This window comes from Phyllobacterium sp. LjRoot231 (assembly GCF_964253365.1).
In the GTDB taxonomy this organism is placed as follows: Bacteria; Pseudomonadota; Alphaproteobacteria; order Rhizobiales; family Rhizobiaceae; genus Phyllobacterium.
Genome location: NZ_CAXUQT020000001.1, coordinates 3,279,452 through 3,303,836 on the forward strand (window position 1 = coordinate 3,279,452; position 24,385 = coordinate 3,303,836).

24 protein-coding genes are annotated in these 24,385 nt (G+C 55.5%); 13 read left to right on the plus strand and 11 right to left on the minus strand.

The annotated features are described in order from the left end of the window. Window positions 1-119 precede the first annotated feature (119 nt). A complete protein-coding gene (locus ACSQ3H_RS16160; RefSeq protein WP_436117985.1) occupies window positions 120-608 on the minus strand; it encodes a host attachment family protein in 489 nt (162 codons plus the stop codon). Window positions 609-815: 207 nt separating this feature from the next. On the opposite strand from ACSQ3H_RS16160, the gene ACSQ3H_RS16165 reads away from it, so the two are divergent. The 8 genes from ACSQ3H_RS16165 to bfr all read left to right on the plus strand — a co-directional run bounded on the left by ACSQ3H_RS16165 (window position 816) and on the right by bfr (window position 4,784). Then, window positions 816-1,004 (plus strand): hypothetical protein, encoded by a 189-nt coding sequence (locus ACSQ3H_RS16165; protein ID WP_436117986.1) that lies wholly within the window; start codon window positions 816-818, stop codon window positions 1,002-1,004. Between the two features lie 96 nt (window positions 1,005-1,100). Further along, entirely contained in the window at window positions 1,101-1,466 is a 366-nt protein-coding gene (locus tag ACSQ3H_RS16170; RefSeq protein ID WP_436117987.1) for a putative quinol monooxygenase, read from the plus strand. 108 nt (window positions 1,467-1,574) lie between these two features. Continuing rightward, complete coding sequence (locus ACSQ3H_RS16175) at window positions 1,575-1,808, plus strand: hypothetical protein (protein ID WP_436117988.1); 234 nt, start codon at window positions 1,575-1,577, stop codon at window positions 1,806-1,808. Window positions 1,809-1,898: 90 nt separating this feature from the next. Then, window positions 1,899-2,210: a hypothetical protein gene (locus ACSQ3H_RS16180; protein ID WP_436117989.1), complete on the plus strand. Its 312-nt coding sequence runs from the start codon at window positions 1,899-1,901 to the stop codon at window positions 2,208-2,210. A 300-nt stretch (window positions 2,211-2,510) separates the two neighbouring features. Next, window positions 2,511-2,756, plus strand: coding sequence for a hypothetical protein (locus tag ACSQ3H_RS16185; protein ID WP_436117990.1), 246 nt, complete (start codon window positions 2,511-2,513; stop codon window positions 2,754-2,756). A 139-nt stretch (window positions 2,757-2,895) separates the two neighbouring features. Further along, complete coding sequence (gene rirA, locus ACSQ3H_RS16190) at window positions 2,896-3,357, plus strand: iron-responsive transcriptional regulator RirA (RefSeq protein WP_436117991.1); 462 nt, start codon at window positions 2,896-2,898, stop codon at window positions 3,355-3,357. Between the two features lie 664 nt (window positions 3,358-4,021). Then, a complete protein-coding gene (locus tag ACSQ3H_RS16195) occupies window positions 4,022-4,333 on the plus strand; it encodes a (2Fe-2S)-binding protein (protein WP_436117992.1) in 312 nt (103 codons plus the stop codon). After that, a complete protein-coding gene (gene bfr / locus ACSQ3H_RS16200) occupies window positions 4,299-4,784 on the plus strand; it encodes a bacterioferritin (protein WP_436117993.1) in 486 nt (161 codons plus the stop codon). Before ACSQ3H_RS16195 ends, bfr begins: the two co-directional genes overlap by 35 nt. A 70-nt stretch (window positions 4,785-4,854) precedes the next feature. On the opposite strand, the gene ACSQ3H_RS16205 is transcribed toward bfr, so the two are convergent. The 6 genes from ACSQ3H_RS16205 to pcsA form a co-directional block, all read right to left on the minus strand. Further along, on the minus strand, window positions 4,855-5,922 hold the full coding sequence (locus ACSQ3H_RS16205) for a BMP family ABC transporter substrate-binding protein (RefSeq protein ID WP_436117994.1): 1,068 nt from the start codon (window positions 5,920-5,922) through the stop codon (window positions 4,855-4,857). A gap of 57 nt (window positions 5,923-5,979) precedes the next feature. Next, a complete protein-coding gene (locus ACSQ3H_RS16210) occupies window positions 5,980-6,900 on the minus strand; it encodes an ABC transporter permease (protein WP_436117995.1) in 921 nt (306 codons plus the stop codon). Between the two features lies 1 nt (window position 6,901). Beyond that, window positions 6,902-7,993 (minus strand): ABC transporter permease, encoded by a 1,092-nt coding sequence (locus ACSQ3H_RS16215; protein WP_436119473.1) that lies wholly within the window; start codon window positions 7,991-7,993, stop codon window positions 6,902-6,904. Further along, complete coding sequence (locus ACSQ3H_RS16220; protein ID WP_436119474.1) at window positions 7,993-9,561, minus strand: ABC transporter ATP-binding protein; 1,569 nt, start codon at window positions 9,559-9,561, stop codon at window positions 7,993-7,995. Before ACSQ3H_RS16220 ends, ACSQ3H_RS16215 begins: the two co-directional genes overlap by 1 nt. Before the next feature lie 128 nt (window positions 9,562-9,689). Further along, window positions 9,690-10,667 (minus strand): quinone oxidoreductase family protein, encoded by a 978-nt coding sequence (locus tag ACSQ3H_RS16225; protein WP_436117996.1) that lies wholly within the window; start codon window positions 10,665-10,667, stop codon window positions 9,690-9,692. Continuing rightward, window positions 10,667-11,389 (minus strand): phosphatidylcholine synthase, encoded by a 723-nt coding sequence (gene pcsA / locus ACSQ3H_RS16230; RefSeq protein WP_436117997.1) that lies wholly within the window; start codon window positions 11,387-11,389, stop codon window positions 10,667-10,669. Before pcsA ends, ACSQ3H_RS16225 begins: the two co-directional genes overlap by 1 nt. A 182-nt stretch (window positions 11,390-11,571) precedes the next feature. Between pcsA and ACSQ3H_RS16235 the strand changes: the two genes are divergently transcribed. Further along, window positions 11,572-12,774, plus strand: a complete 1,203-nt coding sequence (locus ACSQ3H_RS16235) for a UbiH/UbiF family hydroxylase (protein WP_436117998.1) — start codon at window positions 11,572-11,574, stop codon at window positions 12,772-12,774. A 1-nt stretch (window position 12,775) separates the two neighbouring features. Here ACSQ3H_RS16235 and ACSQ3H_RS16240 read toward each other — a convergent pair whose 3' ends face one another. Beyond that, the gene (locus ACSQ3H_RS16240; RefSeq protein WP_436117999.1) at window positions 12,776-14,122 is read right to left on the minus strand and encodes an Nramp family divalent metal transporter; all 1,347 of its coding nucleotides are present in this window, start codon (window positions 14,120-14,122) and stop codon (window positions 12,776-12,778) included. A gap of 437 nt (window positions 14,123-14,559) precedes the next feature. Here ACSQ3H_RS16240 and hspQ point away from each other — a divergent pair, with 437 nt between their 5' ends. Continuing rightward, window positions 14,560-14,892 carry a heat shock protein HspQ gene (gene hspQ, locus ACSQ3H_RS16245; protein WP_436119475.1) on the plus strand — a complete coding sequence of 111 codons (333 nt, stop codon included), beginning with the start codon at window positions 14,560-14,562 and terminating at the stop codon, window positions 14,890-14,892. A 66-nt stretch (window positions 14,893-14,958) separates the two neighbouring features. On the opposite strand, the gene ACSQ3H_RS16250 is transcribed toward hspQ, so the two are convergent. Further along, window positions 14,959-15,582 carry an invasion associated locus B family protein gene (locus tag ACSQ3H_RS16250; protein ID WP_436118000.1) on the minus strand — a complete coding sequence of 208 codons (624 nt, stop codon included), beginning with the start codon at window positions 15,580-15,582 and terminating at the stop codon, window positions 14,959-14,961. A gap of 285 nt (window positions 15,583-15,867) precedes the next feature. Here ACSQ3H_RS16250 and ACSQ3H_RS16255 point away from each other — a divergent pair, with 285 nt between their 5' ends. Together ACSQ3H_RS16255 and ACSQ3H_RS16260 are read left to right on the plus strand one after the other, a co-directional pair. Then, window positions 15,868-17,685: an extracellular solute-binding protein gene (locus ACSQ3H_RS16255; protein ID WP_436118001.1), complete on the plus strand. Its 1,818-nt coding sequence runs from the start codon at window positions 15,868-15,870 to the stop codon at window positions 17,683-17,685. Between the two features lie 8 nt (window positions 17,686-17,693). Beyond that, window positions 17,694-18,359, plus strand: a complete 666-nt coding sequence (locus tag ACSQ3H_RS16260) for a DsbA family oxidoreductase (RefSeq protein WP_436118002.1) — start codon at window positions 17,694-17,696, stop codon at window positions 18,357-18,359. 1 nt (window position 18,360) lies between these two features. On the opposite strand, the gene mfd is transcribed toward ACSQ3H_RS16260, so the two are convergent. Both mfd and ACSQ3H_RS16270 read right to left on the minus strand, forming a co-directional pair. Then, complete coding sequence (mfd, locus tag ACSQ3H_RS16265) at window positions 18,361-21,861, minus strand: transcription-repair coupling factor (protein ID WP_436118003.1); 3,501 nt, start codon at window positions 21,859-21,861, stop codon at window positions 18,361-18,363. An 8-nt stretch (window positions 21,862-21,869) separates the two neighbouring features. Then, window positions 21,870-22,157 (minus strand): succinate dehydrogenase assembly factor 2, encoded by a 288-nt coding sequence (locus tag ACSQ3H_RS16270; RefSeq protein ID WP_436118004.1) that lies wholly within the window; start codon window positions 22,155-22,157, stop codon window positions 21,870-21,872. Window positions 22,158-22,275: 118 nt separating this feature from the next. Here ACSQ3H_RS16270 and recG point away from each other — a divergent pair, with 118 nt between their 5' ends. Next, the gene (gene recG, locus ACSQ3H_RS16275; RefSeq protein ID WP_436118005.1) at window positions 22,276-24,384 is read left to right on the plus strand and encodes an ATP-dependent DNA helicase RecG; all 2,109 of its coding nucleotides are present in this window, start codon (window positions 22,276-22,278) and stop codon (window positions 24,382-24,384) included. Window position 24,385 lies beyond the last annotated feature (1 nt).

Consider the following 24,385-nt stretch of genomic DNA (forward strand, 5'->3'; position numbering starts at 1 on the left):
TCAGGTGCCATTTCGATCCTATTAGCAGGTCCTGACCCTAGGCTCCGTGTCCAATGTGACTTCTAAAGTCAGTACTGGCTTTTTTTCCCGGCTAAAGTCTTCATTTCAAGACCAAAGAACTAACTCTCTTCCAAAATCGCCTGGATATCGTTGGTCGAATGATTGGTCAGGGTTTTGGGTATTTCGCTGACGATCCTGTCAGAAACTTCTTTGTGAAATTCCTGGCGCATTTCGCCCAGCATAAGCGGCGGTGCAACGATAACCAGTCGTTCGAACTCGCCCTTGTGCGCGTGGCCATAGAGCGCGTCGGCGATCTCCTTGGCAAAGCGCTTCTTGGAAATTGCGTGCCAGTCCGTATCGTCCACAGCGCTGCGACCCAGACCCGGTCCACTGGAAAAACGTCCGGGCCTGTCGCTGCCCTGTTCACGGGTTGCAGGATTGGAGTGGTGCATTTGGTGAATGATGCCGAGCTGGACATTCTTCATGTCCCTCCCGTTGCACAGGAAAAGCGCTTTTTCGCTATCTGCAACCACGACCCAGGTGTGACGGTTCAACATAACATTCACCATCTCAAGCTCCGATCCGAGGTTATTTGAAACTGTGTTCATGGGAGTTTCCTTCCATTGGGGGATTGTAGCGCACTTGCTGGCAACTGAAAAATGTGGCGAATGACAGGACACCGTCCCGGCACGGCGGATGTTCCGGCTTTTTGTTCTCATCCGGCCCCTCGTTCATAGGCTCAAAATCGAGATCGATTTTTAGCAAGGAATCCAGGCGGGCATGATATCCTGCAATGATGAAAGGAGAGCGGGACCATGAAGATCATTTTATCTGTTGTTGCGGTGCTTCTTATCATCATGGGCGCAATCTGGGCGCTTCAGGGTCTCAGTCTTATCGGCGGAAGTTTCATGGTCGGCCAAACCCGATGGATCACTATAGGAGTGCTGACGATGGTGATCGGCGCGGGCCTTCTCTATTATGCCAGAAAGCAACGTTCCCTATAAAATCATTATAAAACAGGCGCTTTCATTTCATCGCTGTCTGGATTTGTCGTTTGGTGGCTGATAGACCTCTTTGCAGGATAGGGAGGCTGAATTTTTATGACTGCATTGACGATTATCGTTGAATTCGAAACGAATGAAGGCCGCGAAGAGGAATTCACTGCGCTCATCCGCGAGCATGCCCGCAAGACATTGGAAGAGGAGCCCGGTTGCCTGCGTTTCGAGGTCATCAAACCAATCGAGCGCAACGGAACGCCCATTCCCAACAAGGTCATGGTCAACGAGCTTTACGCGAATGAAGCGGCAGTGACGGCCCATGAGAATAATCCGCGCCTGGCCAAGGTGCGCGCGGCCAATGCGCCTCTGCTAAAGTCCAGCCGGTTGATCCTGGCACAATCGCTGGCCTGCAGGATAACCGATGAAGGTTTGACGCCACAGCAGTTGAACGCCAGCAACGATGATTAGCGACGATGTTGAACGAAAGTTCAATGACGTGATCACGAAAAATGTGCCATGACTGTCCAGCGCCGTTCTCAACAGCAATCCTGATCAATGCCGTACCGAAAGAATAGAATGATGAAGAGATGGGCCCTGGCTTTTCTGTTGCCTTGCATCCTTGGAACGTCTGGCTGCGGCGCAATGCGCTGGATGAGCGAACCGCCAGAACATGCCTCCAGCTGCGCCGGCTGGAATAAAATCCGCATCAAGCCGGAAACGGCGGTTTATCTGGTGAAGAACGATTTTTCCGCCAGCATCGATATAGACTCGCACAATCTCAACGGTCAGAGAAACGGCTGCTGGAAATAGGCCGCACGCCGCTTTCAGTAACCCCCGAACCGGAACCAAACGCGGTAAACGACGTTCCCCCTTTCTATACAAGTGGAAAGGATTACTGAGATGGCAACGAATACAACCAAAGTTCAGGCTATGGCTGAGAAAGATCTGGAAAATCAGATCGCAGCGTTGCGCAAGCAGCTTACAACGATCAGCAAATCGCTTTCCGAGCACGGCTATGAACTTTTTGAGAATGGCGGCAGTTCGACCTATGAGGCCGTAAAGAAGAATAGCCGGAAAGCGGCACGCTTCGTTGGCGAGGAAGCGCACATGGTCACTGAAAAAGCCAAAGAGAATCCGATGACCGCAGTCGCCATCGTTTCTGCCGTCGCCGGTATAGGCCTTTTGGCAGGACTGAGTGCCTATCGGCGCTAGAGCTGTTTAGTCAAGACCAGGACTTGAAATCCAGGGTCGCGCTTCATACATCAGCTTCAGAAATTCGTCTCCGCTTTTGACCACGGATGTACTGGCACTGGCGTTGAGGCGAATTCGGAAGGTCGGGAATTCCCGGCCTTTTTTGTTGCCTATAGCACACATGACCGCATCCAAGTGAGGCACGGGAGCGTCTCGGGTTGCTTTCCGGGGCGCGAACAGTCTATGTAGGTTTCACTATCGGCCTGATCATTCATCAGGTCACAGACTTTCTGCATACGGTTCTGAGAGTGAGCTGCCTGAATGGACAATTTTGAGAAATACGCCCTGGCTCTGATGGTCGTATTCGGCGCCCTCGTCATCGGCGGCCTCATGGCCGTTCATATCGCATGGGCGCACAAGGCAGGCTTTCTCTATGCTCTCGGCGCTGCAGTGGTAGTTTGGTCCGCCGGTTTCGCGGTCCTTTTTGACAAGCCTCGGCTCTACGGCCTCCTATTGCTGTGTGCGATCGCGCTCATCACAGCCTCGGTCGTCGTTCTTGTTCGATAAGACCTGATTGCCCCATTTGCGTGACGCTGGATAATATGAAACTCGCTTTCATATTATCGTTTACTTTATCAAGAATAATTCTAAACTGCGCCCAGATTGAATGTGCAGGCCTGGTTTTCAGGTTGAAAGAGATATTCCCATGCGACTGACAAGACAGACGAACTACGCCATCCGGATTCTCATGTATTGTGCCGCCAATGAAGGCAACCTCAGCAGAATCGGTGAAATCGCCCATGCCTATACGGTGTCCGAACTTTTCCTGTTCAAGATTCTTCAACCCTTGGTCGAGAACGGTTTCATTGAAACCGTGCGTGGCCGCAATGGTGGCGTGAAGCTCGGCAAACCGGCTAAGGACATCACCCTCTTCGACGTGGTGCGCGTGACCGAAGAAAACTTCGCCATGGCGGAGTGTTTCGAAAACGATGCCGCCGATTGCCCGCTGATCGATAGCTGCGGTTTGAACGCAGCATTGCGCAAAGCGCTTAACGCGTTCTTCGAGGTGCTCGCCCAATTCACGATCGATGACATTGTCGACAAGCGCGACGTGCGTGCCCTGTTGGGGATTGACATTCTAACGCCGCGCCTGGCGACTGCCAGTTGATACTCGAATGCCGTACCGCCCGGCACGGCATCGCAATGCTCGGTTTGAAAAAGCAAATCAGCACGTGAATTTTTCCGCGGACGACGCCAACTCTGCAAAGCTACTTGGATGAAAATAAGTGAATCCTGCACGACATCAGGTGATTCCTACTCAAGAAGTGCCGATTCTGGTGCAAGATTCTGCACCCTGCGTTGTAAATAAGTTGCAATGAGGTGCACGTGCATCCAACTCATTGGCCGGACGACAGCCTCTCCAACGTTTCTGAGACGTTTTGACACATGGTGAGCCGGCAATGAATTTCTGGCGTTAACTCAGCTGAATTGGCAAACCTGATTGAATTGGTTATGTTATTTCCCCAGTTTAGAATTATTCTAACTAATTGAAATCATGACATAATATCACCATATGCATTTGACAGGTTCACGACAAACCGGCTTTATAGTCGGAGCGTTGGATGAACGCGTGACCTTTAATGTTTGGGCCTTGAACCCTTGCGATTGGAGGAACCATTGTCTGGTTCGGAAGTATCACCCGGTTTCGGGACAGTATTTTGTGGGTCTTGCGTACCGAACATCATCGGATCAGCAATTGATTCAAGCTTAGGTGCCCTCCCGGCAATAGATGTCGCGGATGCTTGTTCTTGTGAGTACGGCACCGAAGCAAAATGCTAGTTTGTCATTGCAACATCATTACCCAAAAAGAGATCGAGGATTCTATCATTGAACTTCTCGATGCTGACCCTTGGCAACTCGTGGTCCCCGCCAAAGTTTACCATGCGATGAAGAAACGCGGCCGCTGCTGCGGTTGCTTCCCAAATGTCGTTGAAACCATCATAAAGGTGACGGAAGAATATCATCTCCGGCACGGTTCAGACGATTCTGATGCAGTTTCGTTCATCGACCGTGTCCGGTCATTGCGTCACGAATACGGGAGTTCACGACATGAAGGGCGAACCAAAGGTCATCGAGCGGCTTAACGAGGCACTATTTCTCGAATTAGGGGCCGTCAATCAATATTGGCTGCATTATCGCCTTCTGGACGATTGGGGCTTCACGAAGCTGGCCAAGAAGGAACGCGCGGAATCCATCGAAGAGATGCATCACGCCGACAAGATCATCCAGCGCATCATCTTCCTTGAAGGTCATCCGAACCTGCAGTCTGTCGGCGCGCTGCGCATTGGCCAGAACGTCAAGGAAGTGCTCGAGGCGGATCTCGCCGGCGAGTATGACGCGGTGAAATCCTACAAACTATCCCGCGAAATCTGCGACCAGCTTGGCGATTATGTCTCCAAGGAATTGTTCGACGACCTGCTCAAGGACGAGGAAGGTCACGTAGACTTCCTTGAGACGCAGATCGATCTGCTTAATTCCATCGGTGCGGAGCGCTACGGACAGCTCAACGCCGGATCGGCCGACGACGCGGATTGATCCGGTCAATCGCGGCAACAAAAAGGGCGCCATTGGCGCCCTTTCTTTTTTCAAGATCCGTTGCTTGTTGTCATTTCGGCAGTTTGTCGTCCACACCAGCGACATAGAAATTCATGCTGAGAATTGTCTTGTCGTCAGCCGTCTCTCCGGCTTTCAGCCATTCCGAACCATCCTGCTTCTTGATGGGGCCGGTGAACGGCTTCAGTTCGCCCGAGGTGATCTTGGCCTGCGTCTCTTCGGCCAGCTTCTTCACATCATCCGGCATGTTCGTGTAGGGCGCCATGACGACCAGCCCTTCCTTCATGCCCTCGAAGACATTGTGCGTCTTCCAGGTACCATCGAGCACCGCCTTGGCGCGTTCGATGTAGTACGGGCCCCAGTTGTCGACGATCGAGGTCAGCTGTGTTTCCGGACCAAACTTGATCATGTCGGAAGCCTGACCGAAAGCCTTGATCTTGCGTTCCGCCGCGACCTGCATTGCAGCGGTCGAATCCGTATGCTGGGTAATGATATCCACGCCCTGGTCGATCAGCGCTTTGGCCGCGTCAGCTTCCTTGGCTGGGTCGAACCATGAATTGGCCCAAATGACCTTGACCTTGAAGTTCGGGTTGACCGACTGCGCGCCGAGCATGAACGAGTTGATGCCCTCGACAACTTCCGGGATCGGGAACGAGCCAATGTATCCGGCAACACCGGCCTTCGACATTTTCGCCGCAATCACGCCCTGCACATAGCGGCCTTCGTAGAAGCGTGAATTATAGACGGAGACGTTTTCCGCTGTCTTGTAGCCCGTCGCATGTTCGAACTTCACGTTCGGAAACTTCTGAGCGACCTTGATCGTAGCATCCATATAGCCGAACGATGTGGTGAAGATCAGCTTGTTGCCTGCGCGAGCAAGGCGTTCGATGGAACGTTCCGCATCGGCACCTTCCGGCACGTTTTCGAGGAAGGTCGTCTCGACCTTATCACCCAGCGCCTTCTCAAGCTCCTTGCGGCCTTGATCATGCTGGTATGTCCAGCCGAAGTCACCCGGCGGTCCGATATAGATGAAGCCGATCTTCAGCTTGTCCGCGGCAAAAGCGGGGCCTGCCACGGCAAAGCTGGCGGCTATCGTTAGCGCCATCATCAGTTTTTTCATTAGGTTCACCTCTCTGTTAAAGCGTTCAAATTGTCTTTTTTAGCTTTGTGTCCGTCCTCAGCGGTCAGGCACGAAGGGTTTGCCGAGCGATGTCGGCGTATTCATCAATGTCAGTCGCTTGTTGCGTGAAATCAGCACGAGAACGATGATCGTTGCAAAGTAGGGCAGCGACGACATGAATTGCGAAGGAACGCCGATGCCGAGCGCTTGCGCGTGCAGTTGTCCGATGGTAACGGCGCCAAAGAGATAGGCCCCGGCGAGGATGCGCCACGGCCGCCACGAGGCGAAAACCACCAGCGCCAGCGCAATCCAGCCCCTGCCGGAAGTCATGTTCTCTACCCATTGCGGAACGTAAACGAGTGAGAGTTGTGCGCCGGCCAAGCCTGCACAGGCACCGCCGAAAATCACGGCAAGGTAGCGAATGCGGACGACTGGTACACCCAGGGCGTGCGCCGATGTGTGATTGTCGCCGACCGCGCGCAGCGTCAAACCCGCACGCGTCCTGAACAGGAACCATGCCACGCCAAGCGTCAGCAGGATGGAAATGTAGAAAATCGGGTCCTGTCCGAACAGAAATCTACCGATATAAGGCAGGTCCGTAAGTCCCGGAATATACAGCGAAACCATCCGTACGCCGGGCAGACCGACAAAGCTTTCACCGATCATCGCCGAAGCGCCAAGCCCGAGCAGCGTGAGTGCAAGGCCAGTCGCCACCTGGTTTGTGATCAGCGTCAGCGTCAGGAAACCGAACAGCAATGAAAAGGCAGCTCCAGCCAGGATGGCCGCGAACATGCCAAGCCAAGCCGAACCGGTATATTGCGCGACCGCAAAGCCAGTCACGGCACCCATGACCATCATGCCTTCGACGCCAAGATTGAGCACGCCGGACCGTTCGACGACGAGTTCGCCCAACGCGGCAATGAGCAGCGGTGTCGCCGCTGTCGCCACAGTCAGGAGGATGGCCTCGAACATCGTCATCTCACGCGCCCTTCATCGCTATATCGCTTAAGCGCGACACAATCCGGATGCGATAATAGATCAGACTGTCACTGGCGAGGACAAAAAACAGGATGATGCCTTGGAAGATACGGGCCGATTTTTCCGAAATACCCAATGAAATCTGTGCTGCTTCGCCTCCTAAATAAGATAGAGCGAGCACCAATCCCGCGGCAATTATCCCCAACGGATTGAGCCTTCCGAGGAATGCGACGATAATTGCAGTGAAACCGTAGCCTGGCGAAATACTTGTGCGGAGCTGCCCAACAGCGCCCGACACCTCGGCGATGCCCGCCAATCCGGCCAACGCCCCTGACACCAGAAAGGCGAAAAATGTAAGCCGGCCGGCGCTGAATCCGGCAAACCGCCCTGCCCTCGAACTGCGGCCGAGGACCTTGATTTCGAAGCCATTCAGCGTGCGCGAAAGCATGAACCAGACCACAATTGCAGCGATTATTGCGAGAACGAAACCCCAATGCGCCCGGCCGGAATCTGGCCATATCGCCGGAAGGATGGCGCTATCGCTGAATTGTACCGTCTCGGGAAAATTGTACCCTTGAGGATTACGCCACGGTCCTCGTACCAGCCAATCGAGAAAGAGCTGCGCGACATACACCAGCATAAGGCTGGTGAGAATCTCGTTCGTATTGAACCGCACCTTCAGAAATGCCGGAATGGTCGCATAGGCCATGCCGCCTGCCATTCCGAGCAGCAGCATGACCGGCAACACGTACCAGCCCTGAAAATCCGGAAAAACGACCGGCAGGATTGATCCGGCGATGCCGCCGGCGATGAACTGCCCCTCAGCACCGATATTCCAATTGTTCGAAAGAAAACAAACGGAAAGCCCCACTGCAATCAGAATCAGCGGCGCCGCTTTGATCAGCAATTCATGGATAGACCAAACCTCTGTCAAAGGCTCAACGAAGTAGGAATAGAGAGCGGAAATCGGGTTCTTACCGAGAATGGAAAACAGGATAGCGCCCGCGATCAAGGTCAGGAACAGCGCGATGAACGGCGACAAGGCGCTGAACAATGCCGAGTGCTGCGGACGTTTGACGATCTCGATCCGCATCATGCAGTACCCGCTTGCGGATCAGCTTGATCAGCCCCACCCATCATGAGACCAACTCGCTCCATCGACATCGCCTCAATTGGCACAGACTCGGAAAGGCGCCCATGCACCATCGCTGCTATCCGGTCGGAGATTTCGAACAGTTCATCGAGATCCTGGCTGATCACGATCACCGCCGAACCACTCCGGGCAAGGTCGACCAGTGCCTGGCGTATGTGTGCTGCCGCCCCTGCATCAACACCCCACGTCGGCTGGTTGACGACCATTACGGACGGATTACGATCGAGTTCGCGGCCAATGAGAAACTTCTGCAGGTTTCCGCCGGAAAGCGCTGATGCATCTGGGTTTTCTGCGCTTTTGCGAACATCCATTTGCGCGACAATACGTTTTGCCGCAGAGGCGAGACTCGACTCCGCCACGAGCTTCAGCACACCGCCGGTCATGAAGACCTTGCGGTCGGTGGAATGGCGCGACAGCAGCAGATTATTGGTCAACGACATGTCGGGTACTGCGCCATGGCCTAACCGCTCCTCGGGCACGAAGGCCGCACCAAGCTTGCGCCGCGCTGAAATGCCGATCTTGCCCGCATCGGTTCCGCGGATGCGTATGATTTCAGGTCGCTCCTGCAGCACCTCGCCGGAAATCGCCTCGAACAACTCACCCTGCCCGTTGCCGGCCACTCCGGCGATACCGAGGATTTCACCGGCGTTTATCGAGAGCCGGATGTCGTGGAGCGACACCGAAAACGGCCCGCGCGGCTTCTGCGACAGACCATTCACCTCGATCAGTGGAGCCGCCATCGTCGCCGGTTTTTCGGGCTTGTGCCGTTCGATAACGTGAATGTCGTTTCCGACCATCATTCGCGCCAACGATGCAGCCGTCTGTGCGCGCGGATCACATTGGCCGACAACCTTGCCGTGCCGGAGAACGGTGGCGCGATCACAAAGCCGGCGCACCTCCTCCAACCTATGACTGATATAGAGGATGGATTTGCCTTCGCACCGCAGCCGTTCGAGTGTCACAAACAGAAGATCGGCTTCCTGCGGCGTCAGCACCGATGTCGGTTCGTCCAGAATGATCAGATCGGGGTTCTGCAACAGGCATCGAATGATCTCGATACGTTGGCGCTCACCCACGGAGAGGTCGCCGACAAGTGCTTCCGGGTCGACTGGCAGGCCGTAGGTCTGTCCGATCTCGCGGGCACGCACCGCGATGGTGTCGAGCTCTGTCTTTTCATCCAGCGAGAGGGCGATATTTTCAGCGGCAGTCAGTGCATCAAATAGAGAAAAATGCTGAAAAACCATACCGATACCGAGCGATCTTCCCATCGCGGGATTGGTAACGGTAACCACATGTCCCTTCCATGTGATATCTCCGGACGTCGGCTGCAAAGCGCCGAACAGCATCTTGACCAACGTGGATTTTCCTGCGCCATTCTCGCCAAGAAGGGCATGAATCTCGCCCGTTCCGATCTTCAAGTCGATCTCGTTACAAGCCTTGAGTGTCCCGAAAATCTTGGTGAGCTTGCCAGCTTCCAGTAGCGGTTTTTCAGAGCCGTCTTTTGTTATTGTGCCTGTCATAATTCCCCGCGGCCAAGACCGTTTTCGATCCTATGTCAGGCTCATCAAATTTGGAAAGTGCAAAACGCGCGGTTGCGGCCATTTGCGCACAATAATCAAGCAATAGTTGTTTTGGCTTAAGGAATGAGCACCGTTGTGCCTGTGGTTTTCCGCGCTTCGAGATCACGATGCGCGGCCGCCACATCCTTCAGCGCATAGGTCTGGCCGATTTCGATCTTGATGATCCCTTTCGCCACCAGATCAAAAAGTTCATTTGCGGTCGTCTCGAGCGCCTCACGCGCTGCGATATAGGTGAACAGCGTAGGACGCGTCAGGTAGAGCGAACCTTTACGCGACAGGATACCGAGATCGAATGGCGGAACTGGGCCGGACGACTGGCCAAAACAGACGATCATCCCGCGTGGACGCAGGCAATCGAGCGAGCCGTCAAACGTATCCTTGCCCACGGAATCATAAACGACGTCCACGCCCTTGCCGCCGGTAAGTTCTTTCACCCGCTCGACAAAATTCTCTTTGTTGTAATTGATGACGTGATCATAACCATGATCCAGCGCCAGCTTGACCTTGTCGTCAGAACCCGCAGTGCCGATCACGGTCGCACCGATATGTTTGGCCCATTGGCCGGCGATCAGCCCAACACCGCCAGCGGCGGCGTGAAACAAGATCGTGTCGCCCTTCTTCACCGGAAAAGTCTGACGCAGCAAATATTGCGCGGTCATGCCCTTCAACATCATGGATGCCGCTTGCTGCAAGGGGATTGCGTCCGGCACCTTCACGAGACGATCCGCCGGAATTAGCCGCTCCTCGGCATAGGCGCCGATTGGATTGGCATAGGCGACGCGATCGCCTTCTCTCAACCCCTTGACGTCAGGTCCAACTGCCAACACGACCCCAGCGCCCTCATTGCCCGGGATCAGCGGCAGTCCATTCGGCGCGGGATAAAGACCGGTACGGAAATAGACATCGAGGAAATTCAACCCGATGGCTTCATTGCGGATATGAATTTCGCCCTTGCCGGGTGCGCCGATCGAAATATCCTCATAGGTAAGAACTTCGGGTCCGCCATGTTGACGAATACGAACAGCTTTCACCATTACACCTTCTCCGTACGACCAAGATTAGGAAATGCCTGCATTACAGCGCCAATGCAGAAGAGATAAACGCCTGTCACCGAGATGCCGATCCGCACCCAGAGCGGTGATTCGAGCTCTTGAAACAGCGAAAATGCGCCGAAGGCACACCACAGAAAGAATATCGCAAGATTCAGGGGGCGCAACCGCTGCACGCGAACGGGATGCAGAAAATAGATTGGCAGGAAGGAGACGATTGCCGCGCCAAGGACGATGGCAAAGGCCACCCATTCGCCCGGCCGGACGATGAAAAGCGTAAAAACGATCATGTTCCAGACGACGGGGAATCCCTTGAAGAAATTCTCCTTGGTCTTCATCCCGGTGTCGGCATAGTAAATTGCGCTGGAAACCACGATGATCGCCGCCGCGAGAAACGACAGCCCCTCGCCCATAAAACCACGCTGATAGAGCGCAAAGGCCGGTATGAGCACATAGGTCATGTAGTCGATGATGTTGTCGAGGAGCTCGCCCGACCAGTTGGGCAGGACATATTTGACTTCCAGCTTGCGAGCAATCGGCCCATCGATGCCATCGACGAAAAGCGCCAGTCCCAGCCACCAGAACATCGCGGTCCAGCTTTCTTCACTAGCCGCAACAACCGACAGAAAGGCAAGAAAAGATCCGGATGCCGTGAGCAGATGGACGGAAAATGCTTTCGCTTGCGGTGCCGTCACTTTCTTGGGCATAACACCCTTGGGCAAGTTTGGTTTTTTCACAGTCCGCGCCAATCTGCTGCATCATAATCGCTCGTTCGCCATTATATCTTATCAATGGCGAACGATTTGTGAGCAGCTTTTCTTGAAAAATGCCCAAAGCGCAAGCAATTAGGCTAATATAAACTGTTGAAAGCTCGCGGCGGAGGCAAACGATGACCAGCACCAGAACCGATCCGATTGTTGTAGCGGGCGCAGGTCATGTGGGATTGATCGCTGCGATAGCGCTGGCACAAAGTTTTGACAATGTCGTCAGTCTTGGCGTTCTACCGGAGGGTTCCGACAAGCGGACGACCGCTCTGATGATGCCTGCAATCAAGTTTTTAAGGCAGATCGGCCTTTGGGAAAATATCGAACCCCACGCCGCTCGCATCACGACGATGCGTATTCTTGACGGGACAAACCGGCTGATCAGAAGTCCGGCCGTTACCTTCGAGGCCAGCGAGATCGATGAACAGGCCTTTGGCTATAACATTCCGAATGTCACGCTGACGTCGGTACTAGGCGATGCGCTCAAGAATTCGACAGCAAAACACGTTTCCGCTTCCGCCACGCACTATCACCCGATCGAAAATGCGATTGCCGTCGAAGCCAGTGACGGTTCGATGTTCACCGCCAATATCGTTATTGCCGCTGATGGCCGGTCATCGCTGGCACGTGAGGCCGCCGGTATTTCCGCGCGGACGTGGAGTTACAATCAGACCGCCATTGTCCTGAGCTTCAGCCATACACGCGATCATCATGATATCTCAACGGAATTTCATACGGAACAGGGTCCGTTCACACAGGTGCCCTTGCCAGGCAAGCGCTCAAGCCTCGTCTGGGTCACGACACCGGCCCATGCCGTGGAGCTTCTAGAACTCACCCGTGACCAGCTCGCGACGCGCGTTGAAGAGCGTATGCAATCCATGCTCGGCGCCGTGACCGTTGATGTCGACCCGCAGAGCTGGCCACTTTCAGGCCTGGTGCCGACTTCCTTCGCTCGCAACCGCGTGTTCCTGGCTGGCGAGTCGGCCCATGTCTTCCCGCCAATCGGCGCACAAGGCCTTAATCTCGGCGTTCGCGATATCGAGACCTTGCTGGAAACTCTGCCGGTCGATGGCATGGACCTTGGCACAGCCAGTGTAATATCGACCTATAATCGCAAGCGCAGCCCGGACATTATTGCCCGGACTGGTGCTGTTGATGCACTCAACCGTTCATTGCTATCGGATTTCTTGCCGGTTCAGATAGTTCGCAGCGGCGGTCTGGAGCTCTTGCGGGCTTTCTCGCCGCTGCGTGGCTTCGTCATGCGCGAAGGCTTACGTCCCGGAAGCGGATTTCGCTTTTCGCGGAAAGACACTGCCAGGGACCACTAGATTAGGCGAATACAAAGTCGCTCAGCAATTTCACATTCAGCAGGGCAATCACCACGGCGATAAACATTGCGAAGGCGGAGAGCCAGCGCGGTGAAACGAGGGCGCCCATCTTTGCCTTGCTTGCTGTGAACATGACCAGCGGGAATACGGCGAATGACAGTTGAAGGCTCAGCACCACCTGAGTCAGAACTAGCAGCTTTGCTGTACCGCTCTCGCCGTACCAGATGGTCACAATAGCCGCAGGGATGATCGCGATACCACGCGTGATCAGCCGCCGCAGCCACGGCGCCAGCTTGATATGGAGGAACCCTTCCATCACGATTTGTCCGGCAAGCGTGGCGGTGACGGTCGAATTGATACCGCAGCAGAGTAGCGCGATACCAAAAAGTGTCGGTGCTATCGCCAAACCCAAGAGTGGCGCGAGCAGTGAATGCGCCTCGCCCAGTTCCGCGACCTCTGTCTGACCCGTCTTGTGGAACGTTGCTGCCGCAAGAATGAGGATCGACGCATTGATAAGGAGCGCAAACATCAGCGCCAATGTGGAATCGATCGTTGCATATTTCAGTGCAGAACGCTTCTCCGGTATTGTCGACCCGTAGTCCCGCGTCTGGACGATGCCTGAATGCAGATACAGATTGTGCGGCATCACCGTCGCCCCGAGAATGCCCAGCGCGAGATACAGCATCTCCGGATTGGTCACGATCTCTGTGGTTGGTGCAAAGCCCTTGATGACGGCTCCCCATTCCGGATCCGCCATAAAAATCTGGATGGCGAAACAGACGGCGATGACACCGAGCAGCGTAATGATCAGCGCCTCAACCCAGCGGAAGCCAAGTTTCTGCAAATAAAGAATGAGGAATACATCCAACGCTGTGATGAGCACGCCGATCTCCAGCGGAATACCGAAAATCAGATTGAGACCGATGGCCGTGCCAATAACCTCGGCAATATCGGTGGCGATAATGGCAATTTCCGCAAGAAACCACAGCGTATAGGCAACTGGCTTTGGAAAGGCATCCCGGCAGGCCTGCGCAAGATCCCTGCCCGAGCCGATGGCGAGGCGCGCGCAAAGGGCCTGCAAGACAATCGCCATGATATTGGAAACGAGCGCGACAACAAGAAGCGTGTAACCGAACTTCGAGCCACCGGCGAGCGATGTCGCCCAGTTACCGGGATCCATATAGCCTACGGCGACGAGATAGCCCGGACCGACGAAGGCTGCTGCACGGCGCCAGCCCGGTCCGCTCGTCTGCACGGCAATCGAACGATGAACATCGGAGAGCGATGCTTCGCCCCTTGCGTGTCGCCAGCCCTTAGGCGTGTCGACCGCCTGCCGTAATTGATCCATGGAATACCCCTAATCGCAATTGCAAATCATTCGCAACTATATATAGAGAAAATCGACGGCTGCAAGTGCCCTGCTGCGGGGAAAGGGCTCAACGCTGCATTTAGAGCGAGATGAAACCGTCCGGACGAAATTAAATCGTGATCCCGGTAGATCACTTACGTCAATTCGGTCACGGGCGTTTTCGAAAGTATCTGGAAAAACAGAGCCGGCCGCGCCACATAAATGATGAAGGTGTTTATCGACCGAGCGCTTCCAAAGGCTGGCAGTTAATACGCGCCACGAAAAAGCCAAGGAAAATCGGTCCAAAGAATGAAAGTACGAGATTGAAAACACTGAGCATGACGGACTTTTGAATTTATCGCGGGAAAGAACGGCCGCCGGAATCATTTAGGCTCGCGGGATTTGACAGAAACAGATACCTATACCGAATGACGATGATGACACAGATACGACATGCAAAATTCCAGATCGGTCAGGTGGTGAGCCACCGGATTTTCGCCTTCCGAGGTGTCATTTTTGACGTAGATCCGGAATTTAACAATACGGAAGAATGGTATCGATCCATTCCCGAGGACATAAGGCCGCGCCGCGACCAGCCCTTCTATCACCTTTTCGCGGAAAACTCGGAAAGCGAATATGTCGCCTATGTATCGGAGCAAAACCTTGTCCCCGACACGACCGGCGTTCCACTGAGGCACCCCCAAATCGGGAACATGTTTGAAAAGGCAGAGAACGGCGTCTATCGCGTGAAGAAGCCGCATATCAACTAACGTGTGCCTCACGCGCAATAAAAAAGGACGCTCGAAGCGTCCTCTTTTTTAGCTGTTGAGTGCCGGTCAATTGCCGGTTTTGGCTTTTTCCTGCTCAGCCTTCATCTTCTCCTCGAACTCCTTCTGACGCTTCTGGACTTCCTCCTGAAGTGTCTTCTGGCGCTGTTCGAGCTCGTTCTGCTGCAGGCCGGGGCCCTCATAAGCCTGGGTGAAACCGGTCAGCGCAACATTGATCGGGTTCGGCTTGTTCTGGAAGTTGACTGAAGTCATCGTCAACTGGTTGCCCTTCTTGAAGGCAGCAAGCAGTTCGTCCGACAGCGCAACTTCGGAGATGCAGCGATCCGGGAAGCAGATGGCGTAGTCAACCTTCTGAGTCTTGCCGCCGTTGATCTGCAGTCCAACGCCCGGAGGGATGAGACGACCTGTCGGAACGGAAACCTGGAAGATTTTGCGATTGATCTTGCCCTTGATCTCGATGAGGTTGACGGCAGTCAGGAGCTGGCCGCTATCGGCCGTGACAATGTTCTGCGTGTTGCAGATGTCGTTGTCTTCCTGCTTGGAGCAAACCTTGAACCAACCCTGCGGCGCTCTCTGCTGCTGCTGGGCTGAGGCTGGTACTGCCGCGGCGGCAAGTAATGCAATAGCACCCGCGAGGGATGCGGTTGCAGCGAAAGTCTTTGGGGTGGACATGGTCAACTGGTTCCTTTCAGCGCACTTATCCGAAGTGTGGCTTGATCACTTGTAATTGCTTGTCTGGCTTTGGTCACTAAATGCGGCAACAGAGTGACCCTAGAGCGAGATGCGATTATCGAACGCCGTGTTACACTGCATGTTAATGCAAATCCAGACTACTTTTGGCGGTGCTATGAATTCAGATTGAACATAGCACGTCTTCCGCCGCAGAATCGTCTTCAAATGATAGTCTTTGACGCGAATCAGGGTAAATCGCGCCTTTAAGGGCGCAAGGTTGAGACGATGTTGAAGAAAAGTTTGCAGATTCTGGCGCTTTTGATCGCGGCATGTTCGGCAACGGACGCTTCCTTTGCCGAACCAACCTATGGAATCGCCATGCACGGCGAACCCGCCCTGCCCGCGGACTACAAGAATTTCCCCTACGTCAACCCGAACGCGCCGAAGGAAGGCTCCATTACCTATGGCGTGGTCGGCACATTCGACAGCCTCAATCCGTTCCTGATCAGGAGCATGCGGACAACCGCACGCGGCATGTTCGGCGATTCCGAGTTTGGCAATCTGGTCTATGAAACACTGATGCAACGAAGTGCCGACGAGCCTTTCACCATGTATGGTTTGCTGGCCGAAAAGGTTGAAACCAATGACGACCGCACCTGGGTCGAATTCACGCTCAATCCGAAGGCGAAATGGTCCGACGGGCAACCGGTAACGCCCGATGATGTGATCTTCACTTTCGATGTGCTGACGAAAAAGGGCCGGCCTCCCTATAGCAGTCGCATGAAACTTATCTCCAAGATCGAGAAGGTCGGCGAACATGGCGTAAGGTTCACATTCAACGAACAGGCGAACAGGGAGTTTCCGCTGGTCCTGGCGCTCATGCCGGTCTTGCCGAAACATGCGATCGATATCGACAAATTCGACGCCGCGCCCTTGGCCATCCCGATCGGCAGCGGCCCCTATGTCGTGTCGCAGGTCCAACCGGGCCAGCGTATTGTCTTCAAGCGAAACCCGGATTACTGGGGCGCCGATCTTCCGAGCAGGGTCGGATTCAACAATTACGACACGGTGACGGTGGAATATTTCCGCAATGATCAGGCGCAGTTTGAAGCGTTCAAGAAAGGCGTTTTCGACGTTTTCATGGAAGGCGACCCGAATAAATGGGCGACATCCTATGATTTTCCCGCAGTCAAAGATGGCCGGGTCATTAGGGACACTTTCGAATCAAGATCGCCTGCGAATATGTTCGGCTTCGTCTTCAATACGCGGCGCCCGCTGTTTCAGGACAAGGCGGTGCGGGAAGCGCTCGCGCTCATGTTCGATTTCGAATGGACGAACCGCAATCTCTACGCCGGCCGCTATCAGCGGCTGGGGAGTTATTGGCAAGGCTCGGAATTGTCAGCCCTCGGCAAGCCCGCAGATGCTACAGAGCGCGCATTATTGGCGCCATACGCCGACGCTGTGCTGCCGGAAGTCATGGACGGCACCTATGAGCCTGCCAAGACGGACGGAAGCGGACGCGATCGCAAGGAAATGAAGCGCGCTTATGACATTCTTATCGGCCGGGGTTACAAGATCGAAAACGAACAGTTGCTCGATCCACATGGGACGCCCCTCGCCTTTGAGATCCTGACGCGATCGGTTGGCGAAGAGCGTCTCGGCCTTGCCTACAAACGTACACTGGAGCGTCTGGGGATTGGCGTAACCATCCGCACCGTCGACGATGCGCAGTACCAAAAGCGCCTGCAGACGTTCGATTACGATGTCATTCTTGGGGCCTATTCCAGTTCCCTTTCCCCGGGTTATGAACAATTCAGCCGCTGGGGCAGCCAGTCGAAGGAGATTGAAGGTAGTTTCAATTACGCAGGCGTGGCCGATCCCGTTATCGACACGCTGCTGGACAAGATGCTGGCGGCTCGCGGCGACGATGAATTTACCAGCATCGTGCGTGCCCTCGACAGGGTGCTGATCTCCGGCCATTATATGGTCCCGATCTACTACCAGCCCGAACAATGGGTTGCTCGATGGGCGCATTTGCAACATCCGGACAAGACGTCCCTGATCGGAAACCAGCTCAACACCTGGTGGTCCGATAAACGATAGGTGAAACCATGACTGACAAGAAATTCACGATCGACGTGGTGTCGGATGTCGTTTGTCCTTGGTGTTTTCTCGGACGGAAGCGGCTGGAAAGCGCACTTGCGCTGAATCCGGACCTTGATGCGATTGTGAATTGGCGACCGTTTCAACTCGATCCGACGATTCCCCCGCAGGGCAAGGATCGCAACCGTTACATGCAGGAAAAGTTCGGCAGTTCCGACAAGATCTTCGAGATTCATCAGCAGTTAACGGAGCTTGGCAAGGAGGCGGGCATTGAGTTTGATTTCGAGGCTATTGAAGTGAGCCCCAACACGCTGGACGCGCACCGCCTTATCCGCTGGGCATCGCAGGCGACGCCCAACGTTCAGGACGAGATGGTCGGCATTCTTTTCTCCTACTATTTCGAGCAGGGAAAAAACATCGGCGACCATCAGATATTGTTGGAAGCCGCACAAGAAGCGGGAATGGACGTGGCCATCGTTGCCAGCCTGTTGCCAACCGACGCGGATACCGTGGGTGTCCGCCAGGAGATCGACACCGCCAATCAGATCGGCGTGCGCGGCGTCCCCTGCTTCATTCTCGACCAGAAATACGCTGTCATGGGCGCGCAATCCGCGGAAGCCTTGGCGGATGCCATCCGCCAGGCCGCAGATGGCTTTGAGCCGCGTCCCGTCTGACCTATGCGGCTTCTGCCAGCTTTGCCAGTTGCGTCATGACCACCGCTGCGCCATTGAGCCGCTTTTCCGCTGTCGGCCAGTCGCGTACCAGCACGATACTCTGATCGGGCCGGATTTTCGCCATGGAACCCTGTTCGCCGATCATCTTGACCAAGGCAGCTGGATTGTTGAACGTCTTGTTGCGGAACTGGATGACGACACCCTTCGGACCCGCATCGAGCTTGTCCACATTGGCGCGGCGGCACAGCGCCTTGATATAGACGATCTTCAACAGGTGCTGGACTTCTTCCGGCAGCGGTCCAAAGCGATCAATCATCTCGGCTCCAAAGCCGTCGATGTCCTGCAACTCCTCCAGATCGGCCAGACGGCGATATAGACCGAGGCGCAATTGCAAGTCCGGTACATAGGTTTCAGGGATCATGACCGCAGTGCCAATCGCAATCTGCGGCGACCAATGGCCGTTCTCGACTTCGCCGGTACCCTTGATCTCCGCAACTGCCTCTTCCAGCATCTGCTGGTAGAGTTCGAAACCCACCTCCCGGATATGCCCCGACTGCTCTTCGCCAAGCAGATTGCCCGCGCCGCGGATATCCATGTCATGGCTCGCCAGCTGGAAACCGGCACCAAGCGTGTCGAGCGATTGCAGAACCTTGAGCCTGCGTTCTGCTGTCTGCGTCAGCAGTTTGTTGGCTGGCAGCGTGAACAGCGCATAGGCGCGCTGCTTGGACCGCCCGACGCGCCCGCGCAGCTGATAAAGCTGGGACAGGCCGAACATATCGGCACGATGGATGATCAGCGTATTGGCAGTCGGAATATCGAGCCCGGATTCAACGATCGTCGTCGACAGCAGCACATCATATTGCCCGTCATAGAAAGCATTCATGATGTCGTCGAGCTCACCCGGCGCCATCTGGCCATGGGCAATCGCAACTTTCAGTTCCGGCACCTGAGCATCAAGGAACTCCTTTATGTCGCTCAAGTCGGAAATGCGCGGGCAGACGTAAAAACTCTGTCCGCCGCGATAGCGCTCGCGCAGTAGTGTTTCGCGGATGACAAGCGCATCAAAAGGTGAGACGAAGGTGCGCACGGCCATGCGATCCACAGGCGGCGTGGTGATCAAGGAAAGCTCGCGCACGCCAGTCAAGGCAAGTTGCAGGGTTCGTGGTATCGGCGTTGCGGAAAGGGTCAGCACATGCACGTCGGATTTTAGCTCCTTCAGGCGTTCCTTGTGTTTGACGCCGAAATGCTGCTCTTCGTCGATAATCAGCAGACCGAGATTCTTGAACTTGATGCCGTTCCCGAGCAGCGCATGCGTGCCGACGGCAATATCCACCTGTCCCTCGGCAATGCCCTTCTTGTTCTCAGCCAGATCCTTTGAACCGACGAGCCGCGAGGCTTGCGCCACATTAACCGGCAATCCCTGGAACCGCGACGAGAACGTCTTGAAGTGCTGGCGCGACAACAGCGTCGTCGGCACCACGACGGCAACCTGCACGCCATTCAGCGCCGCAACGAAGGCAGCGCGCAGTGCTACTTCCGTCTTGCCGAAGCCGACATCGCCGCAGATCAAGCGATCCATCGGCTTGCCCAGCGAAAGGTCGTCAATAACCGCGTCGATGGCGCGATCCTGATCTTCCGTCTCGTCATAGGGGAATCGGGCAGCAAACTCAGCGTATAGTCCATCCGGCGGCAAAAGGATCGGCGCACCGCGCATCTGTCGCTCGGCTGCAATGCGAATGAGATGGCCGGCAATGTCGAGCAGGCGTTTCTTCAGCTTCGCCTTACGCGCCTGCCAGGCACCGCCACCGAGCTTGTCCAATACGGCAGTTGAAGTTTCTGAGCCAAACCGTGATAAAAGCTCAATATTTTCTACCGGAAGGAACAGCCGGTCATCGCCCGCATAGTGCAATTCAAGGCAATCATGTGGTGCGCCTGCCGCAGTGATCGTCCGCAGTCCAATGAACCGGCCGATGCCATGATCCACATGCACGACGATGTCGCCAGCATTGAGTGCTGCAACTTCGCTGATGAAATCTCGATCGCGTTTCCGTCGTTTTGAATGGCGGATCAGCCGGTCGCCAAGAATATCCTGCTCTGCAACAACGACGAGTTCGCCAGCATCAAAGCCTGTCTCGAGCGACAGAACACCCGCGGTGATCTTGTCGCGGGCGAGTGCCTTGACCGTCCGCAGGTCTTCGACCAGCTCGATCTTTTCGAGACCATGTTCGTTCAGAACCTGTACCAGGCGATCGCGTGTGCCTTCGCTCCATGCCGCCAGCAGCACTTTCTTACCCGCAGCCCGCTCATCGGCAATGTGCTTGACCACGCTGTCGAAGACATTGGTGTCCTTGGCGGTTCGCTCTTCAACGAATGTACGCCCACGATGCGCACCGGCGTGGATAACCGACCGCCCGGTGACAAATGGCGCATCGAACGGCGTGAGATCAATCCGCATGCCTGAGTTTACGGCCGCAGCTTCGACCTGCTCAGGTGTCAGATAAAGCGAGCCCGGTTCAACCGGCTTATACGGAATAGTGTCGCCGGGCTCCTTGCCGTCGGATTGCCTCCTGCGCGCCTCATAGTGATCCAGCACCATCTTGTGGCGCTCGGCCATCGATTCGTGCGCGAGATGATCGAAGACAACCGGCATGTCTCCGGCATGGTCGAATACCGTCTCCAATCTGTCGTAGAATAGCGGCAGCCAATGTTCCATGCCGGCAAAGCGGCGTCCTTCGGAGATTGACTGGTAGAGTGCGTCATCCCGCGAGGGAGCGCCAAATTTCAGCACATATTGCGAACGGAAATAGCTGATGATCTCGGGCGATAGCGTGATTTCGCTCATCGGCTGCATCGAGAACTCGGTCTTCTGGCTCGACGTGCGCTGCGATGCCGGATCAAAAGTACGGATTGTTTCCAAGGTGTCGCCAAAGAAATCCAGACGCAACGGCTCCTCGGCACCTGGCGCGAAAAGATCGAGAATACCGCCGCGCACGGCATACTCGCCAACGTCCCGTACTGTGGGAACCCGCTCGAATCCATTGTTTTCAAGGCGTTGCACCAGCGCATTCATGTCAACGCGATTGCCTGGTTTGGCCATGAAAAGCTGTTCTGCAAGGACTTTGCGTGGAGGCAGTTTTTGCAGGACGGCATTGGCCGTCGCCAGGATGACGCCCGGATGCTTGTGCTGACGCAATGCTGCGAGACCCGCCAACGCGGCGAGACGCCGCGCGGAGGTATCGGCTCCGGGCGAGACGCGATCATAAGGAAGACAGTCCCACGCTGGCAATTGCAGCACGGGCAAATCCGGCTGGACGAAATTCAGCACCTGTTCGATATCGGCAACGCGATTGCCGTCGCGCGCAATGAACAGCACAGGACCACCTGCCCCGGCCTCAGCCACCACCATCGCCAATGCAAAAGCTTCATAGCCATCGACAACACCATCGATGACCACATGGCCATTGATGTCAGGCTTCAATCCGAGTTTGGTAAAGGCAGTCATTGTGATTTTCAGAATTTCATTTCGTTGCGAGATAAGACGATCCTGTGAAAAATCGGCGTATCGAATTCGGCGGGAACTTCGGCTTCTCCCGTGACCCATTTCAGCAGGTCCCGGTCCAGCGCTTCCATCAGTGCTTCATATTGGTCAAGTTCTTCATCGGACAAGGTATCGATATGAGCATCGGCAAACTGTCCCAGAATGAGGTCCATCTCGCGCATGCCGCGATGCCAGGAGCGGAACAGGATTCTTCGCTGTCTTGGCGGCAGATCGGTAGTGGTGCGACTGCTTCCGGTCATGAACTAGCTCCGTCTATGTCGATGAAATGTATTTGGCCTGATTGATGCGGCTGGGTATAGCCTGCCTTGCCGCGTCTGTCAGCCTTGCAACGCACATCGAACGCGTTAAACGTTATGCATGCGTCCTTCACTGCTCGATCCCCTCTTTGCCTCCGTTCGTTCGCTTTCCGGTATTGGGCCGAAAGTGTCGGGCCTGCTGGGGACATTACTGGGCACTCAGCCACCCGGAGCCGAGCCCCGTGTGGGCAATCTGGTCTATCTGCCGCCGCACAGCGTCATCGATCGCCGGAACCGCCCCGGGATCGCCTACGCCCCGGAAGGCGCAATCGTCACGCTGGAAGTGCGCATCGACCGTCACCAGCCATCGCCGAGCGGGCGCAGCAACGTTCCGTACCGTGTCTTCGCCCATGACGATACCGGGGAAATCGGTCTTACCTTCTTTCATGCCAAACAGGCGTGGCTCGAGAAAATCATGCCCATTGGTGAAACGGTCATCGTCTCCGGAACCATGGAGTGGTTCAATGGACGTCCGACGATGGTTCATCCGGATCACATTGCCAATATCGAAGATGCGACCTCGCTTCCATTGGTTGAACCTGTCTATCCCCTGACTGCAGGCTTGTCGCCAAAAGTGTTGGCACGCGGCGTTCAGGAAGCACTCGCCAAGGCACCGGATTTGCCGGAATGGATCGATCCGCCAATCCTTGAGAAATATGCCTTACCTACACATCGCCGAGCCCTCCAAGCCCTGCACAATCCACAAGATCCGGGCGACATCGCTCTCGATCACCCCGCTCGGCAGCGCCTCGCCTATGATGAGTTTCTCGCCGGTCAGCTGGCGCTGGCGCTGGTACGCTTGAAAACACGTCGTCTTTCCGGCCGCAAGCTAGAGGGTGATGGCCATCTCAAGGCGAAAATCATCGCAGCCCTGCCCTATTCGCTGACGAATAGTCAGAGCCAAGCGATCAAGGAAATCATCGCCGATTTGCGAGAACCAGACCGGATGCTGCGCCTGCTGCAAGGCGATGTCGGTTCCGGCAAGACTGTCGTCGGTCTCCTGGCCATGGCGCATGCAGCAGAAGCCAGCGGTCAATCGGCGCTGATGGTGCCAACCGAAGTGCTGGCGCGCCAGCATTTCGCTACCATCGCGCCACTGGCCGAGAAGGCAGGGTTGCGTACGGCGCTGCTCACCGGACGCGAAAAAGGCCGCGAGCGTGAAGATATCCTTGAGGGTCTGCGGACTGGCGCCATCCACATCATTGTCGGCACGCACGCGCTCTTTCAGGAAAAGGTCAGCTATCACGATCTTGTGCTGGTCATTGTCGATGAGCAGCACCGTTTCGGCGTACATCAGCGCCTGCTTTTGACCTCCAAAGGGGCGGCGCCGGATATGCTTGTAATGACCGCCACACCCATCCCGCGCACGCTGGTATTGACCGCTTTTGGCGACATGGATGTGTCGAAACTCACGGAAAAACCTGCTGGCCGTCGTCCGATCACCACTGCCATCTTACCGATGGAACGCTTGAGCGAACTGGTTGATCGCATGCGCACGGCAATCACAGAGGGGCAAAAAATCTATTGGATCTGTCCACTGGTCGAGGAATCCGAACTGGTCGATCTCGTTTCAGCGGAAGAACGTTTCGAATCGCTGAAGCCATTGCTCGGCAACAGGATCGGGCTCGTCCATGGCCGCATGAATGGACCAGAGAAAGATGCCGCCATGCTGGCGTTCAAGAGTGGCGAGACGCGATTGCTGGTGGCAACCACCGTGATCGAAGTTGGGGTCGATGTTCCCGATGCGACAATCATTGTTATCGAACACGCCGAACGCTTTGGTCTTGCTCAACTGCACCAGCTACGCGGGCGTGTGGGGCGAGGGGACAAACCCTCTACCTGCCTCCTCATCTACAAGGGACCGCTTGGTGAAGTGGCCCAGGCGCGACTCAAGATCATGCGCGAGACCGAGGACGGTTTCCGCATCGCCGAGGAAGACCTGAAACTGCGGGGCGAAGGCGAGCTCTTGGGCACGCGCCAGTCCGGCACGCCCGGTTTCCGCCTCGCCAGCATCGAAGCGCATCAGGAGTTTCTGGAAATCGCCCGCCAGGACGCACGTTATATTCTGACGCGGGATCCAGAATTGCAGAGCACACGCGGCGAAGCGTTGCGCATCCTGCTTTATCTGTTTGAGCGGGACGAAGCCGTACGCCTGCTTCGTGCCGGCTGAA

Excerpts from the sequence above, each read along its gene's own strand:
- ACSQ3H_RS16160 (WP_436117985.1), bottom strand. The coding sequence starts at position 608 with ATGAACACAGTTTCAAATAACCTCGGATCGGAGCTTGAGATGGTGAAT.
- ACSQ3H_RS16165 (WP_436117986.1), top strand. The coding sequence starts at position 816 with ATGAAGATCATTTTATCTGTTGTTGCGGTGCTTCTTATCATCATGGGC.
- ACSQ3H_RS16170 (WP_436117987.1), top strand. The coding sequence starts at position 1,101 with ATGACTGCATTGACGATTATCGTTGAATTCGAAACGAATGAAGGCCGC.
- ACSQ3H_RS16175 (WP_436117988.1), top strand. The coding sequence starts at position 1,575 with ATGATGAAGAGATGGGCCCTGGCTTTTCTGTTGCCTTGCATCCTTGGA.
- ACSQ3H_RS16180 (WP_436117989.1), top strand. The coding sequence starts at position 1,899 with ATGGCAACGAATACAACCAAAGTTCAGGCTATGGCTGAGAAAGATCTG.
- ACSQ3H_RS16185 (WP_436117990.1), top strand. The coding sequence starts at position 2,511 with ATGGACAATTTTGAGAAATACGCCCTGGCTCTGATGGTCGTATTCGGC.
- rirA (WP_436117991.1), top strand. The coding sequence starts at position 2,896 with ATGCGACTGACAAGACAGACGAACTACGCCATCCGGATTCTCATGTAT.
- ACSQ3H_RS16195 (WP_436117992.1), top strand. The coding sequence starts at position 4,022 with ATGCTAGTTTGTCATTGCAACATCATTACCCAAAAAGAGATCGAGGAT.
- bfr (WP_436117993.1), top strand. The coding sequence starts at position 4,299 with ATGAAGGGCGAACCAAAGGTCATCGAGCGGCTTAACGAGGCACTATTT.
- ACSQ3H_RS16205 (WP_436117994.1), bottom strand. The coding sequence starts at position 5,922 with ATGAAAAAACTGATGATGGCGCTAACGATAGCCGCCAGCTTTGCCGTG.
- ACSQ3H_RS16210 (WP_436117995.1), bottom strand. The coding sequence starts at position 6,900 with ATGACGATGTTCGAGGCCATCCTCCTGACTGTGGCGACAGCGGCGACA.
- ACSQ3H_RS16215 (WP_436119473.1), bottom strand. The coding sequence starts at position 7,993 with ATGCGGATCGAGATCGTCAAACGTCCGCAGCACTCGGCATTGTTCAGC.
- ACSQ3H_RS16225 (WP_436117996.1), bottom strand. The coding sequence starts at position 10,667 with ATGGTGAAAGCTGTTCGTATTCGTCAACATGGCGGACCCGAAGTTCTT.
- pcsA (WP_436117997.1), bottom strand. The coding sequence starts at position 11,389 with ATGCCCAAGAAAGTGACGGCACCGCAAGCGAAAGCATTTTCCGTCCAT.
- ACSQ3H_RS16235 (WP_436117998.1), top strand. The coding sequence starts at position 11,572 with ATGACCAGCACCAGAACCGATCCGATTGTTGTAGCGGGCGCAGGTCAT.
- ACSQ3H_RS16240 (WP_436117999.1), bottom strand. The coding sequence starts at position 14,122 with ATGGATCAATTACGGCAGGCGGTCGACACGCCTAAGGGCTGGCGACAC.
- hspQ (WP_436119475.1), top strand. The coding sequence starts at position 14,560 with ATGACACAGATACGACATGCAAAATTCCAGATCGGTCAGGTGGTGAGC.
- ACSQ3H_RS16250 (WP_436118000.1), bottom strand. The coding sequence starts at position 15,582 with ATGTCCACCCCAAAGACTTTCGCTGCAACCGCATCCCTCGCGGGTGCT.
- ACSQ3H_RS16255 (WP_436118001.1), top strand. The coding sequence starts at position 15,868 with ATGTTGAAGAAAAGTTTGCAGATTCTGGCGCTTTTGATCGCGGCATGT.
- ACSQ3H_RS16260 (WP_436118002.1), top strand. The coding sequence starts at position 17,694 with ATGACTGACAAGAAATTCACGATCGACGTGGTGTCGGATGTCGTTTGT.
- mfd (WP_436118003.1), bottom strand. The coding sequence starts at position 21,861 with ATGACTGCCTTTACCAAACTCGGATTGAAGCCTGACATCAATGGCCAT.
- ACSQ3H_RS16270 (WP_436118004.1), bottom strand. The coding sequence starts at position 22,157 with ATGACCGGAAGCAGTCGCACCACTACCGATCTGCCGCCAAGACAGCGA.
- recG (WP_436118005.1), top strand. The coding sequence starts at position 22,276 with ATGCGTCCTTCACTGCTCGATCCCCTCTTTGCCTCCGTTCGTTCGCTT.